Source organism: Microcoleus sp. K5-D4, from assembly GCF_036704575.1.
Taxonomy (GTDB): Bacteria; Cyanobacteriota; Cyanobacteriia; order Cyanobacteriales; family Microcoleaceae; genus Microcoleus.
The window spans coordinates 19,377-32,578 of the sequence record NZ_JAUBSD010000017.1 but is presented as its reverse complement, the minus strand read 5'-3'; the positions used below and the strand labels follow the sequence as shown (position 1 = coordinate 32,578).

At 48.3% G+C, this 13,202-nt stretch carries 10 protein-coding genes; 3 read left to right on the top strand and 7 right to left on the bottom strand.

Annotation, left to right across the window (positions count from 1 at the left end; translation table 11 throughout):
• Window positions 1-12 precede the first annotated feature (12 nt).
• Window positions 13-390, top strand: coding sequence for a DUF6632 domain-containing protein (locus QUA77_RS07865; RefSeq protein ID WP_333036129.1), 378 nt, complete (start codon window positions 13-15; stop codon window positions 388-390).
• A gap of 19 nt (window positions 391-409) precedes the next feature.
• On the opposite strand, the gene QUA77_RS07860 is transcribed toward QUA77_RS07865, so the two are convergent.
• The 3 genes from QUA77_RS07860 to QUA77_RS07850 form a co-directional block, all read right to left on the bottom strand.
• On the bottom strand, window positions 410-616 hold the full coding sequence (locus tag QUA77_RS07860; protein WP_333449768.1) for a hypothetical protein: 207 nt from the start codon (window positions 614-616) through the stop codon (window positions 410-412).
• A 109-nt stretch (window positions 617-725) separates the two neighbouring features.
• A complete protein-coding gene (locus tag QUA77_RS07855) occupies window positions 726-1,994 on the bottom strand; it encodes a pitrilysin family protein (protein WP_333036128.1) in 1,269 nt (422 codons plus the stop codon).
• A 281-nt stretch (window positions 1,995-2,275) separates the two neighbouring features.
• On the bottom strand, window positions 2,276-3,541 hold the full coding sequence (locus QUA77_RS07850; RefSeq protein WP_333036126.1) for a pitrilysin family protein: 1,266 nt from the start codon (window positions 3,539-3,541) through the stop codon (window positions 2,276-2,278).
• A gap of 302 nt (window positions 3,542-3,843) precedes the next feature.
• Between QUA77_RS07850 and QUA77_RS07845 the strand changes: the two genes are divergently transcribed.
• On the top strand, window positions 3,844-4,872 hold the full coding sequence (locus tag QUA77_RS07845; protein WP_333036125.1) for a hemerythrin domain-containing protein: 1,029 nt from the start codon (window positions 3,844-3,846) through the stop codon (window positions 4,870-4,872).
• Between the two features lie 371 nt (window positions 4,873-5,243).
• Here QUA77_RS07845 and QUA77_RS07840 read toward each other — a convergent pair whose 3' ends face one another.
• From QUA77_RS07840 to QUA77_RS07825, 4 genes are all read right to left on the bottom strand, one after another.
• On the bottom strand, window positions 5,244-6,104 hold the full coding sequence (locus QUA77_RS07840) for an SDR family oxidoreductase (protein WP_333036124.1): 861 nt from the start codon (window positions 6,102-6,104) through the stop codon (window positions 5,244-5,246).
• 379 nt (window positions 6,105-6,483) lie between these two features.
• Complete coding sequence (locus QUA77_RS07835) at window positions 6,484-9,057, bottom strand: SdrD B-like domain-containing protein (protein ID WP_333449767.1); 2,574 nt, start codon at window positions 9,055-9,057, stop codon at window positions 6,484-6,486.
• A gap of 276 nt (window positions 9,058-9,333) precedes the next feature.
• Entirely contained in the window at window positions 9,334-9,534 is a 201-nt protein-coding gene (locus QUA77_RS07830; RefSeq protein ID WP_333036121.1) for a hypothetical protein, read from the bottom strand.
• Window positions 9,535-9,715: 181 nt separating this feature from the next.
• A complete protein-coding gene (locus QUA77_RS07825; protein ID WP_333449766.1) occupies window positions 9,716-11,650 on the bottom strand; it encodes an SdrD B-like domain-containing protein in 1,935 nt (644 codons plus the stop codon).
• Between the two features lie 263 nt (window positions 11,651-11,913).
• On the opposite strand from QUA77_RS07825, the gene QUA77_RS07820 reads away from it, so the two are divergent.
• Window positions 11,914-12,591, top strand: coding sequence for a peptidoglycan-binding protein (locus QUA77_RS07820; protein ID WP_333449765.1), 678 nt, complete (start codon window positions 11,914-11,916; stop codon window positions 12,589-12,591).
• Window positions 12,592-13,202 lie beyond the last annotated feature (611 nt).

Genomic DNA, 13,202 nt, shown 5'->3' with positions numbered 1-13,202 from the left:
GAGGTTACAGCAATGGATCAGCATCATCGATACTTGCGAATCGCCCTTGTTGTTGTCGGAATTGCCTTTCTGCTTGTCTATCCACTGATGAAGGTTTGGTCATCTGGCTGGTCATGGCAACCAGGCCAATACGAATACGAACAGATGATCGTCGGCATTTATGCGACGCTTGGTGTCTTTTTGCTGTGGGCTTCTCGAAAACCAGAAACACATCTCAGCTTAATCTGGTTCACAGTCTGGTCGAGTGTAGTCCACGGGCTGATCATGGCGGTACACGCAGTGATTGATTCTGCGGAACGCGGACACCTCCTCGGCGATGTTCCAGCATTGATTTTGGTGGCAATTGTCCTTGGTTTCCTAGCGTCACGCGAAGTGGTGCCAAGTGAATGAACGGGCGCGGCAGAACAAATCAAATCCAGCAGACAGACGAAACCCGGGCTGCTGAGTTAAAGACATCTAGGGCCGCTGATTTGATTTGTTCGATCGCTGATAGTGCATTTTCTCTATTAGTAGCAATCGCTGCTAAGTCAGCAAGATGTATCTCACCCCACTCGTAAAGCGTTGCGATCGGCTCAAGGAAAATTTCACCTAATGATGTTAGTGAATATTCAACCATCCGTGGGATATTGACATACCCTGCTGGAGTTTATATCGTGTCCGGGCGATCGCGTATAATCAGATAAAACAGATCGAACTTTTGAAAAGTTCGATCGCCAATCTCCTACTCAACAAACAGCCACTACACCCAACTCTGTAATCGCTGCCTCCGGGCCCACCAAAGAAATATACGGTTCTACAAAATATTTCTTAGCAGCATCCCGCGCTTGTGAAGCTGTCACCTGTGCAATTTCTTCTTGAAACTGCTGGTCAAATTTAATTCCCAATCCCAAAATTTCGTACCAGCCTAAAACTTGGGCAATTTGCGAATTAGTTTGTTTTCCTAAAGCATATTGACCGAGCATTTTATTCTTGCAAGCTTGCAATTCTTCCTCGCTTAGTTCGGTGTTGGCGAGTCGATCGACTTCTGCGCGCAATCCTTCAAAAGCAGTCGCCGTATTTTCCGGCGCCGTACCCATGTACACGACAAACTGAGCCGTGTCCAAGCGCGTCGCGTAGACCGCAGAAACGTCGTAAGCCAAGCCCCGCTTTTCCCGCAGTTCCACAAACAACCGGCTCGACAAACCGTTACCCAAATAAGTATTCAGCAACTTAATCGCTGCATAGTCTGGATTTTTGACAGAGGGTGCGAGGTAGCCCAGCATAATCACTGATTGCTGGGTATCTTGCGCCGTAACGACCGATTCAGGGGAGGGGTAGAGAGGGGGGACGTTTAAAGTTGGTAAGGGTGTTAAAGGCGCTTTCCAGTCCCCAAAAGTTCGATCGATCAGGGCGATCGCATCTTCGGTGGATATTCTGCCGGCGACAGAAATAACTACATTATCGGGACGGAAATAGGTTTTGTGGAACTCTTCGAGCTCGTTTCTGGTGAGCTTTGACATAGTAGCTTCCGTGCCCAAGGGAGAGAAAGCATAGGGGTGTTCCTGGTACATCGCGTGCCGCAATTGCTCGAAGGCGATCGCAAATGGCTGTTCTTGTTGCGATCGAATTGCCGATATGGCAATGCGGCGTTCGAGTTCGACTTCAGCTTCCGGGAAATTGGGCGATCGCGTCAATTGCGCAGCCAACTCCAAAATCTCCTCAAAATCCGCAGAAACCGTCTTCAAACTCACTAAAAAATAGTCTGTAGTAGAGTCGGCACTCAACCTCGCTCCCACCGATTCTACACGCTCGGCAATTTCCAGCGAAGACAGTTGATCGGTTCCCTTAGTCATTACCGCCGACAGCAAGTGACACAATCCTGCTTGTTCCGGCTGCACGTAGCGACTGCCGGCCCGCAGGAATATCCTAGCTGCAATAATATCTGCTGCTGGATTTTCTGCTGCTAAGACAACAATACCGTTGTCTAAAACCGTGCGCTGGATTTCATTTTTCATGGTTAATTTAGTTGGGAACTTGTACTGAGAGTAGCTGAAGTATTGGTAATTGAAAATGGGTAATTGGTAATTGGTAATTGGTAATTAGTAATTACTTGATTGCCATTTTTCTATTTTCCATGCGGATCTTGTATGATGTCATACCGGGCAGGGCCTGACCCACAACATCTAAATGTAACAACATCTATCCCGTAGGGTGCGCCACAAGCACAAAGAGTCCCGGACAAATGCCGAACATCTCTCCGGTATCAAAAATATATGTATTTTCACCCGTTTACCAATTAGATTGGTTTGAGTACCACGGCTGTATAGCGTCGGGGAGAGAGATATTGTTGAGCTAGGCGCTGGAGGTCTAAGGGCCCAAATGCTTTAATCCTGGTGGGATAGCTGAGCGCTAATTCCGCAGTGGCGATCGTATTGTAATATCCGTAAAGACCGGCGAGCTGTCCCGGCGTTTCGAGCGAGAAAGCAAAATCGTTGCACAGCAAACGCTTACAGCGGAGCAATTCTACCTCGGAAACTGGCTCAGACTGCAATTCCCAAAGTCGATCGCAAATCCGAGATTCCACCTGTTCAATATCTTTCGCGTCCAAGACTGCACTGATAGTAAATAAACTCGATTCCCGTTGCAGCGAGAAAGTGCTGTCGATCGCCTCTACCAATTGTAATTCTTCCCGCAATTCCCTGACTAAACGCGAAGTCCGCCCGTCTGCAAGCAACACCGACAGCAAATCCAAACCGCAAGCACTTTGCAAGTGTTCAACTCCCGGGCCTGTCCAGGCCATCATTAGCCGCGCTTGTTCCAATCGGGGGAGACAGAGTTCCTGACGGCGAATTTCTATCAGTGGCGGTTCCGCCTCTGCCGTTAATTTGGGACAATCCCACCGATCCGAAAACTGCTCGAATGCTTTCCCCGTAATATCTCTGGCTTGTTGTTCATCAATTCCCCCGACTATCACCACAGTCATATTTTCCGGCTGATAGTGCGATCGGTGGAAACAGCGCATTTCGTGGGGAGTTCGCGACATCAGCAGCTCTTCCGTGCCCAATACCGATCGCCTGTAGGGATGCCGCTGGTAAACTGTTTCCATCATGGCTTGGAAACCCAGCCAATCGGGATTGTCTTGAGCTTGGCGGATTTCTTCTAGCACCACATCTCGCTCGCGATCGAATTCCCGATCCGGAATCGAAGCCCGCAGCAGCAATTCTGCCAGTGGCTGCGCTGTTTCTGCTAAATAATCGGCCGCAGCGTTGACGAAAAAATGGGCGTAGTCGTGACTTGTAGCTGCGTTGGCGACACCCCCGCGATTTTCGATTACCTGGTCAAATTCTCCAGGGGCGATCGAATCCGTCCCTTTAAATATCATGTGTTCTAGAAAATGAGCCATTCCCGACCAAGAATCCGGCTCCAGCGTAGCGCCAGCCCTCACCCACACGTCTAGCGCGACCACCGGTGTGGCCGAAATTCGCTGGTGAATGACCGTTAACCCGTTGTTGAGCTTCCAGACATTTGCTGGGAACTCTAAAGCAGTGAGCAGTTGAGACAAGCTAGTTATTCTTAAACTTTAGTTAACTTCGGCTGCAACTATGGTAGCGCTTTACAGCTCTGCGATCGGGATTAATTGATACAGAAATCATTACTCATCTGCCATTCATCCTTACTCATCAGTTATTTTTTGCTTTTTGATTTTTTTCAAACAGTCTCAAATACTTACCATTTTTTTGTTCAAAAGTCAATAGGTTGCGCGGGATATTAATTAATCAGTCGGGAGAAAGAGGATGTTATCAGAATATATCAATAAATTAAAAGATGTAAGAACACTAAAGACATTGAGAGGAGAAACGACAGATGGTAGCTACCCTAGAAGATACCAAGCGCCAAGCGATCGCGACTAAATTAGCAGACATGAAAGCGCTGCAAAACTTGTTGATCGCCAACGAGCAATTGTTCATCAATTCCTGCAACGACTCCGAACTGTGCGATCGTTTCCGGGATATGCTTGAGGACGATCGCAAAAACTTGGGCGTATTAGAAACCGTAATCGTTCAATACGGAATTCAAACCGAACCCAAAGAAACATTCACAAAAATGATCGAAGAAGTTCAGAAACTCATGAAAGGTTCTGAACTAACATTGTTTGAAAAAGTCGCTCAGCACGAACTGCTCAAACACAAACAAACAATGGCCGGTCTGTTAGTACACAAAGCCGCTCAAATAGTCGGCGCAGACATCGAAGCCGCCATTACTCCCCTCAACACAGTTAACTTTGAAAACCGCGCTCACCAAGAGCAACTCAAGGGAGTTATGGAAATCTTGGGCGTGCGCGAACTAACCGGCAAAGACCCCGACCAAGGCGTTTGGGCTCGCGTGCAAGATGCAATGGCAGCAATGACCGGCATCATCGGCGGTGCAGTTACCCGCAGCAAAGATGAGATGAACATCACCGAAATCATCTCCATGGATCACCGCAAAGCCGATACCCTATTTATGGAAATCGCAAGCACCGACGATCCTCAAAAACTACAAGAATTCTTCGGTCAACTTTACAAAGACCTCAGCGTTCACGCCGAAGCCGAAGAACAAGTTGTTTACCCAGCAATTCGCAGCTACTACAGCAACACTCAAGAACTTTACGACGAGCAAGCAGAAATGAAGCAAATGCTCGCCAAGATTAAGTCAATGAGCCCGAGCTCTCCTGAGTTCAAAGCCCAAATCAAACAGCTCCAAACAGCGGTTAAAGATCACGTAAAAGAAGAAGAAAACGATATGTTCCCTCAAATTCGCCGCAACTTGAGCGAAGCACAAATGGAACAAATGGCTACTCAATTCAAAGCAGCCAAAAGCACCATCCAGCAAGAAATGGCTAACCTGAGCTAATTCAGCAGCGAGCTAATTGTAGCTCTAGGTGAGCTCAAAACTAGCTAAACTGCAACCTATCAATCCCGCTACATGGGTAGCGGGATTACTGTTTTGTGTAAACTCACAAATGTTCAAAAACTCACTAAAAAAATGAATAAACCCGCCCTGGCTAAGCTGGTTGTAGGGGCGGATTGATTTAGATTCTGAGTTATGATGTGAGATTGTGGGTGACACCCGCGCCTAAAAAATGCGGTTATATAGCGGTTCTCAGGAAAGTAAGGTACTCTTCCAATGACCAATGTCCAATGCCCAATGCCCAATGCCCAATGCCCAATGCCCAAGAACACCTCATGTTACTGAGAAAGGCTATATATTAACTCGCGCCAAATCTACCCGTTAATAACAGATCCGCCGTTGGGATGCAAAATTTGACCAGTCATGTAAGACGAATCTTTTGAAGCTAAAAACACGAAACTGGGGGCAACTTCATCGGGTTGACCGGCGCGTCCCAAGGCCGTGTCTGCACCAAATTTCTCCACTTTTTCTTCAGAGAAAGTTGCAGGAATTAGAGGCGTCCAAATCGGGCCGGGGGCGACTCCGTTGACGCGAATTCCTTTCTCAGCTAAACTTTGAGACAAAGAGCGAGTAAAGGCAACAATTGCTCCTTTGGTGGAGGAGTAATCTAGTAATTGTTGATTGCCTTTATAGGCGGTGACAGAGGTAGTGTTGATAATTGCACTTCCCTCTTTGAGGTGTTTGAGAGCGGCTTTTGTGAGATAAAACATCGAGAAAATGTTGGTGCGGAAGGTGCGCTCTAATTGTTCGGCGGTGATGTTTTCGATGCTTTCTTGGGGATGCTGTTCGGCGGCGTTGTTGACTAAGATGTCGAGATGGCCAAATTCTTTAACTGTTTGTTCTACAAGGTTTTGACACACGCTTTCGTCGCCGATGTCGCCGGCGATCGCAATACAGCGCCGGCCTTGTTGTTCGATCGCCTCTTTGGTTTTTTTGGCATCATCATCTTCGTTAAGATAACTGATGACTACGTTAGCGCCTTCCTTGGCAAAGGCGATCGCCACTGCACGCCCGATACCGCTGTCTCCGCCGGTAATTAAGGCTACTTTGTCCCGCAATTTGTCGCTACCGCGATAGCCCTCCGCGAAGGATTGAGGTTGCGGAGTCATTTGCGATTCAATACCGGGTTGCTGTTCTTGATGTTGAGCCGGATTAATCTTCTGTTCGGTTGGCATAAAAAATTCCTCTAAGTTCTACCTATATAAATAAAGGTTTTCTGTAACTAGGGAATCGCTCTTTTTGCCGATCGTCCTCTACGACTAAAGACAGTAATTAAAGAGATAAATAAACCCGTCAGCCGAGCCCATGATTGTGGCGGGTTGGTTTATATAAATTGTGAGTTTTCCTCAAAGATTGTCGATAAAACCAGCGCCTACGATCAAGGGGATATATTTGTTGTAGAGGCAGGTTTCACGAAAAATATTTCCGGTAATTAAAGAAATCCATAAACCCGCCCCGCCAGCCTCTAATTATTGTCACAATAGCAAAAAGCACGCCAAAAGATCATTTGACGTGCTGTTTAAACAAGTTAGCTGCTAATTGCTAAGTCTCTAACTAAAGCAGTCCCAATTGAGTAGGAGCTACTGAGACCAATAATTCCAGATCGCGAGGCGAAAGTTCTGTCGTTAAAGCAGTGAGCGAACTCGCCGTTCTTCTGGAATCAGGGTTGTTCTCCCAGGTGCTGATACCTCTACTCTCTCCGACCAACAAGCGATCATCAGCCATGCTGACTTGTTTAGCAGCGACTAAGCCACCCTCCGTCAGAGGATCAGGATCGAGCTTAGAAGCAGTGACGGTTGGTGTAGCTGTTGGCGTCGGTGCCACCACCGTAGGCACTGTGTTAGGACCCGGCACGTCAAAGCTAACCGGGTTGGGCCCAGTTGGGATTGGGAACGGATTATTAACGCTCGCATCGAAGACTTCCAAAACCGAGTAAGTGGCTGGAGACAAATTATTAAACCGAGCAATACCAGCAGCATCAGTTCTCGCCAGCGGTTCTGTTGCAGCATCATAGCGGCCGTTGCCGTTCAAATCCAAGGTGAATGGTATATTGGAAAGGGGCTCTTCATTGGGGTCCCGTACACCGTTGCGGTTATCGTCCCGGAATTTAGGAACCAAGAGGTCATAGCGGCGAGAGTTACCGACCAAAGCGCAAGTAAAGGTTTGATTGGCACCGAGAACAACATCTACTGGTTGAGTCGTTTGGAAGTAACCAGGAGGCGTTACTTCTCGAATGCTGTAATTGCCTGGGCGCAAATTGTTGAATGCAAAGACACCAAACTCATTGGTAGTAGTAGTGGGTTCATCTGCTTGCAACTGACCGTCACGATTACTATCGATAAAAATGGTGACACCAGGAATAGCTGGTTCATTCCCATCTCGATAACCGTTCAGGTTGAAGTCCTCAAACTTACACCCGGTGATGTTGCTGTTAGGTGTGTTGGCAAAGGTAACGTTGGCATCCTGAGTACTGAGGGTCACATCGACGCGATCTGCTGTAGAAGGAGAGAAATTGGGCTGTGCAACTTCTCGAACGACATAGTTGCCTGTTGGCAAGTTGGTAAAGGCTCCTCTACCCTGGGCATTTGTCTGGATTTGCTGTTCTCCAGCGTCGGGAGTGCCGTTATTGTTGTTGTCGAGGAAGACAGTGACACCGCTAATTGGCGCTTCACCCTGAGTTGGTTCAAAGCGACCATTGGCATTCAGGTCATTGTATTTGAAGACAGTGATGTTCGGTCGAGTGTTGCCCACACCGGCATTGTTGCCAATACCCTGAGTTGCTCCCACAGGAGTAAAGGTAAGTGATGGCGAGGGGTTGGGGGCTGGTAAAGTTGTAACTGGCGCTGCAAAAATCGGCCGCTCACCAGTGGTGGCGATCGATCTTTCACCTGGTTGTTGAACGCCGTCGCGGTTGGAGTCTACGAATTTAGGGTCGTTTGGTTTCAGCGTGTAGGTTGAGTCTGCTACTAGCAGCGGTTGCTCTCTGCTGATGGTACCCTGGAATCGTGCCTGCGGCCCTGGTGCCGAAACCAGAGTGGGGTTTGGAGTGGTTGCTACTGGAGCATTGAGGTTTCCTGGGACACCGCCACCTACTTCTGGAGGCAGTACACCTGGAAAAATTTCCAACACTCTGTAATCGCCAGCTCGCAAATCCTTGAAGGTAACTACTCCGTTCGCATCTGTGATGGCTATCGGTTCGGAGCCTGCTCCATCCCAGCGACCGTTCGCGTTGACATCTAAAATAAACGGTACTCGGGCAATGGGGGGTTCCAAGACTCCACTAACAACATTTCGCGTTCCGCTGCGGTCTATGTCTCGAAATTTGTTAACTTCAATTTGATAGAGCGGAGTATCGCCCACTTGAGCGCAGGCAAAGGTTTGACCTGCTGCTACCGTCACGTCCAGTACCGGAACGTTGCCGGGGGGAGTGCTTTGGGGAAAATCTTGTGTTTCTAAGGGTTCTGCGTCCGTAGCATTAACTTCTAGTCCGGTAACAGAATTAATCTGTCGTCTAATCCGTTCTTCCCGAATCTTGTATGTTCCGGGTGCTACGTTGAACGACCATGCACCATTTTTGTCTGTTAAAGTGTTCTGTTCCCCTGCATCGCGTTGACCGTTGCCATTGGCATCAATATATATCCTGACATTTTTAATCCCCGGTTCATTCCCGTCTCGGAAGCCGTCGGCATCTATGTCTAGGTATTTGCATCCAACGATTCGGCTGCCTAGAGGTGTTTCTACTGGGCCGTTGCCAAAGAAAACGTTGACATTTCGGTTGCCAACGGTGACAGCGAGGGGGTTGGGAGTAGTAGGGATCAAATTACCAGGTATTACGGTTTCCGTGAGTACGTAATTGCCCGGGACAAGATTTATGAATGAGAACGCGCCGTTAGCGTCCGTCGTGGTTAAGAGTTCTCCAGTACCAGCATCAAGTACACCGTTGGTGCTTGTTGCTGATTCGAGAAGGATGGGGACATTCGCCAGACCTATGTCAGTTGGCTGTCTGATGCCATCGCGGTTCTGGTCAAAGAACTTGAGGCCTAGAATTGCCGGGCCAGCATTCCCAACCACAACTGGCTGTAATTGCTTGGCACTGAGTTCTTCGTTAGTTAAATCTAAATCTGCCATGATTTCTCTCCTTCACACCTAAATCCACGTAAATTACAGACTACTGTATGGGTTGTAACTTGCTGAGTAGTTTTTACTAATAGCTGACAACCGCTACTCGATTTTACATACGTCTGCACTTGAGGTAATGTTCCCATCTCACACAACAATGCCTCAAGCTTTGTCGCTGGCAAGTATATCAGGTTTTGAAGAACCCTGGCAATTTGAGGGCAACATCTTCAAGATTTGCACACCTTCTCTGTCCGTACATACTTGCTGTTTCGAGCTTTAAAAAGCCTAAGACAGACTTCTCCCCCCTGATATCAAGTCCGGCGGCATCGTTCTTGTTTGTCCTGGTTCGCTGTCATTGACGATCGCCTCCTCTGGGATTGCCAAGGACAGAGAACCAGCATCGATCGAGCTACCAGACTTGATATGACTTGCTTTGCCTGCAAATACGCCGATCGGGTTTGGGGGAATTACCTGATAGTTTTTCACTCACAGAGATGCTACTGCCTCTGAATATTGCACCCAATATACAAGCCTGCTTCGGATTTGCCGGAACTTAGGCTTGAGTGTTGGAGGTTGCCAACAATAGGGTATCACGCGATCGCCCTTTCACCTCTTCCGGATTTTTATCTGCGGTTTGGGATTCGGGGCGATCGACTTTTGTGTCACCCTACATAACCGAGAAATCTCTCGGGCCCATCGGCACAACCCAGTGAGCGATCGCCCCTTTATTTAATTCATTGGTCTTGACAAAATTACCAACTTGTGAATTAGGCTCCCGACCGACATTCTGTTGCCCAAAGTTAGGAATATTGCCTAAATTTGCAAAAAATTCATCACTCAAAAATTTACTAATTTGATCCCTATCACGACCCTGGCTCAAAGGCAAGCTATCCGCCACCATATTACCTGCAGGTTCCAGTCCCGCATAGCTGCTGGCATTCGTCAGCGGGTCGTCCTTCAAGGATTTAGCCAACGTACCCTCAGCATCTGCCGTTACCACATCTCCCGTCACCAAATCGATGCTGCTAGCCCGAATATCTGCCGAGACAACAACCACCGCAGGCGGAGTAGTTAGGATGAAACCGGGCGGCGGAACTTCGCGGACAACATAACTACCTACCGGAACGTTGCGGAAACTGTAATTGCCTTGAAGGTCGCTTAAGGTACTCGCTTCGCCCGGATCTAAACTGCTGTTGTTGTTGAGGTCGATGTAAATTTGAGTGTTGGCGATCGGGGGTTCCCCAGGATCTAGGCGACCGTTGGCATTAAAATCGTTAAATTTCACACCGCTGATCGTGCCAGTCACCAACACGTTGCCAAAGCTGAGATTAGTGGCATTTGTGCCATTACCCACGGTGATCGGAGTCGGATTGGGCGTAGTTTGTCGAAAACCGGGCTGCGGGACTTCCCTCACCACATAAGTGCCTTGGGGCAAATTGATAAAAGAGAAATTACCTTCAGGGTTTGTTAAAGTCGAAGGTTCGCCCGGATCTAAACTGCCGTTGTTGTTGAAATCAAGGTAAATCGGCCAGTTGGCAACTCTCGGTTCCGTCGGTTCGTTGATACCGTTAGCGTTGAGGTCGTTGAACTTGAAGCCGCTGATGCTGCCGGTAGGAAAATTGTTGCCGAAATTGACGCCAACAACGTTGGTATTGCCGGTGATGTCGATCGGGCCTGGATTTGGCGTAGTCTGTACCCATCCAGGTTGCTGGACTTCCCTCACCAAATACCGGCCGGGAGACACATTGGCAAAAGTGTAGTTGCCTTGTGGGTTTGTGATGGTATTGGGTTCGCCCGGATCAAAGCTGTTGTTGGCGTTGAGGTCGATGTAAATTGGCCAGTTGGTCAGAGGCGGGTCTGTCGCATCTCGGACGCTATTGGCATTGAGGTCGTTGAACTTGAGACCGCTGATGCTGCCAACAAAAAAGACATTGCCAAAATTGATGTTGTTGACAGTGGCGTTGGAAGTAACGTTAACCGGACCGGGGTCAGGTGTGGTTTGGATAAAACCCGGTTGCTGGACTTCTCTCACCAAATATGTATCGGCGGGAATATTGACAAAAGCGTAATTGCCTTCAAAATTTGTCAAAGTAACAGGTTCGCCGCCGTCGAGCCTGTTGTTGCGGTTGAGGTCGAGGTAAATTTGCCAGTTAGCTAGCCCTTGTTCGCCCGGATCTCGGCTGCTGTTGTTGTTGATGTCGTTGAATTTTGTGCCTGCGATCGTCCCTGCGTTAAAGTTGTTGCCAAAATTGATATTGCCAGCGTTCGTGCCGCTAGTAATCGTGATAGGTGCAGGATTAGGGGTAGTTTGGCGAAAGTTCGGCTGCTGGACTTCCCTAACTTGGTAAGTGCCCGGCGGCAGGTTGGCGAAGATGTAGTTGCCTTGCGGGTTTGTGAGGGTGGAAGGTTCGTTAAATTCTGGTTGGCCGTTGTTGTTGAGGTCGAGATAGATTTGCCAGTTGGGAATGGGGACTTCTCCGGGATCAGGGAGGCCGTTGGCGTTAAAATCGTTGTATTTAGTGCCGCTGATGCTGCCGACTTGGAAGTTCCCGATGTTGACGTTGCCGATGTCTATTTGGCTGGCGGTTCTGGATTCGGACATGGTGTTGCTGGGGCCCAATGAACGCGGTTCAATGTTTTCTGTAGGGCAATCTAGCAGTTTTTTTGCCAATTGCAGCTATTTCAGGGGATAAATTATTTTGAGGAAAGGGAAGGGGGGAAAAGTTGTGAGTTTTGAGTTAACTGGTTCGCAGGCATAGCCAGGGAATCAGTTAATGCCTTAGCCCAATTCCCTATGCCTAAATTCCCTATTTTTTGCAGATTTGATGTACGATCGCTACCAGTTTTGCAGAGGTCGAATTCCCAATGTCCCAAAACTTGACAGCAAGCTGGAATGGCGCCCGCGAGGTTCCCAGTTTGCTCTTTGGCTGGAGTTTGTGCGGTTTATTGGTAATGGGATCGATCGCCCCTACTCCTGCTGTCGCACAGCTACCTACCTCCGAACAGAGTAACAGCAACAGCCAGATCGCTCAAACAGGTGCGATCGTCCGCCCCACGCTCAAATTGGGCAGCCGTGGCTCAGAAGTGATCGAACTCCAAGCTGCTCTTAAATTATTGGGCTTTTACCCTGACACAGTAGACGGGATTTTCTCACAAAGCACCGCTAGAGCTGTGTCTCAGTTCCAGGAAGCAGCAGGTCTGCCTCCCGACGCCATAGTCGGTCAAGATACTTGGAACCGGCTGTTTCCTGCTGCTCAGAGCGCGATAGAAAACCCGATTGCCAACGCTCCTGTAACTGCCGACAACCCAGAGATTAACCCCCAAGGGCAGCCAACAAATTTTCCGGTTTTGAGAAGACGAATGCGGGGGGCCGCAGTCAGAGATTTGCAAGAACGGCTGCGGGCCAAGGGATTTTTGCGGGTGAGTGCTGACGGCGTGTTTGGCCCGGAAACTCAAGCTGCTGTGAAGGCGGCTCAGCGACAATATCAACTGCCAGCAGACGGCATTGTCGGCCGCGCAACTTGGGAAGCTCTGCTGCGTTGACAGCCAACGAATAGTGCCGACTATGCACGTTGCGCGATCGGGCGATCGTACAAATTGTTAATAATTGCTTTTGGAAGTATTTCATCACATCAAAAAGTGTCAAGTTTGGTAAACAAAGTGTTTTTATGCGCGCAGTTGGTGTTAACTTAAAAACATGAGGGGCAAAACCAAGAAGCACAAAAAACTTGGATAAAAAATTTGGAATTAGAGTATTTGTCCCGCTCGGCTCTAGTCCGCAGGCAACGCCTGAACCCTGTAGCTTATTAGCAAAGAAAGGTTGACATTGCGATCGGTATTTGTGAGATAGCTTGAGGCTATTGCATGAATCAAAATTTGCGATCGCCCAATCAAACACAGAAGTCTGAATAGACTCCGCTGATAGCTAGCTCGTCCGCAGAGTAGTTGCCAAAAAGTCCACCTTAGTTGTAGTTTGCTGAAACTCAGCAGAGCTAAAAACCCACTTGAATCAACTGAATTTACAAACTTTTTAGGGTCTGGCATCCGATATGCTAGGCCCTAAAATTTTGTTGTTGGTTATTGGTTATTGGTTATTGGTTAAGCTCCTTTAAATGCCGAACAGCTTAGCCGGAAAGGATATTCCCAATCCCCAA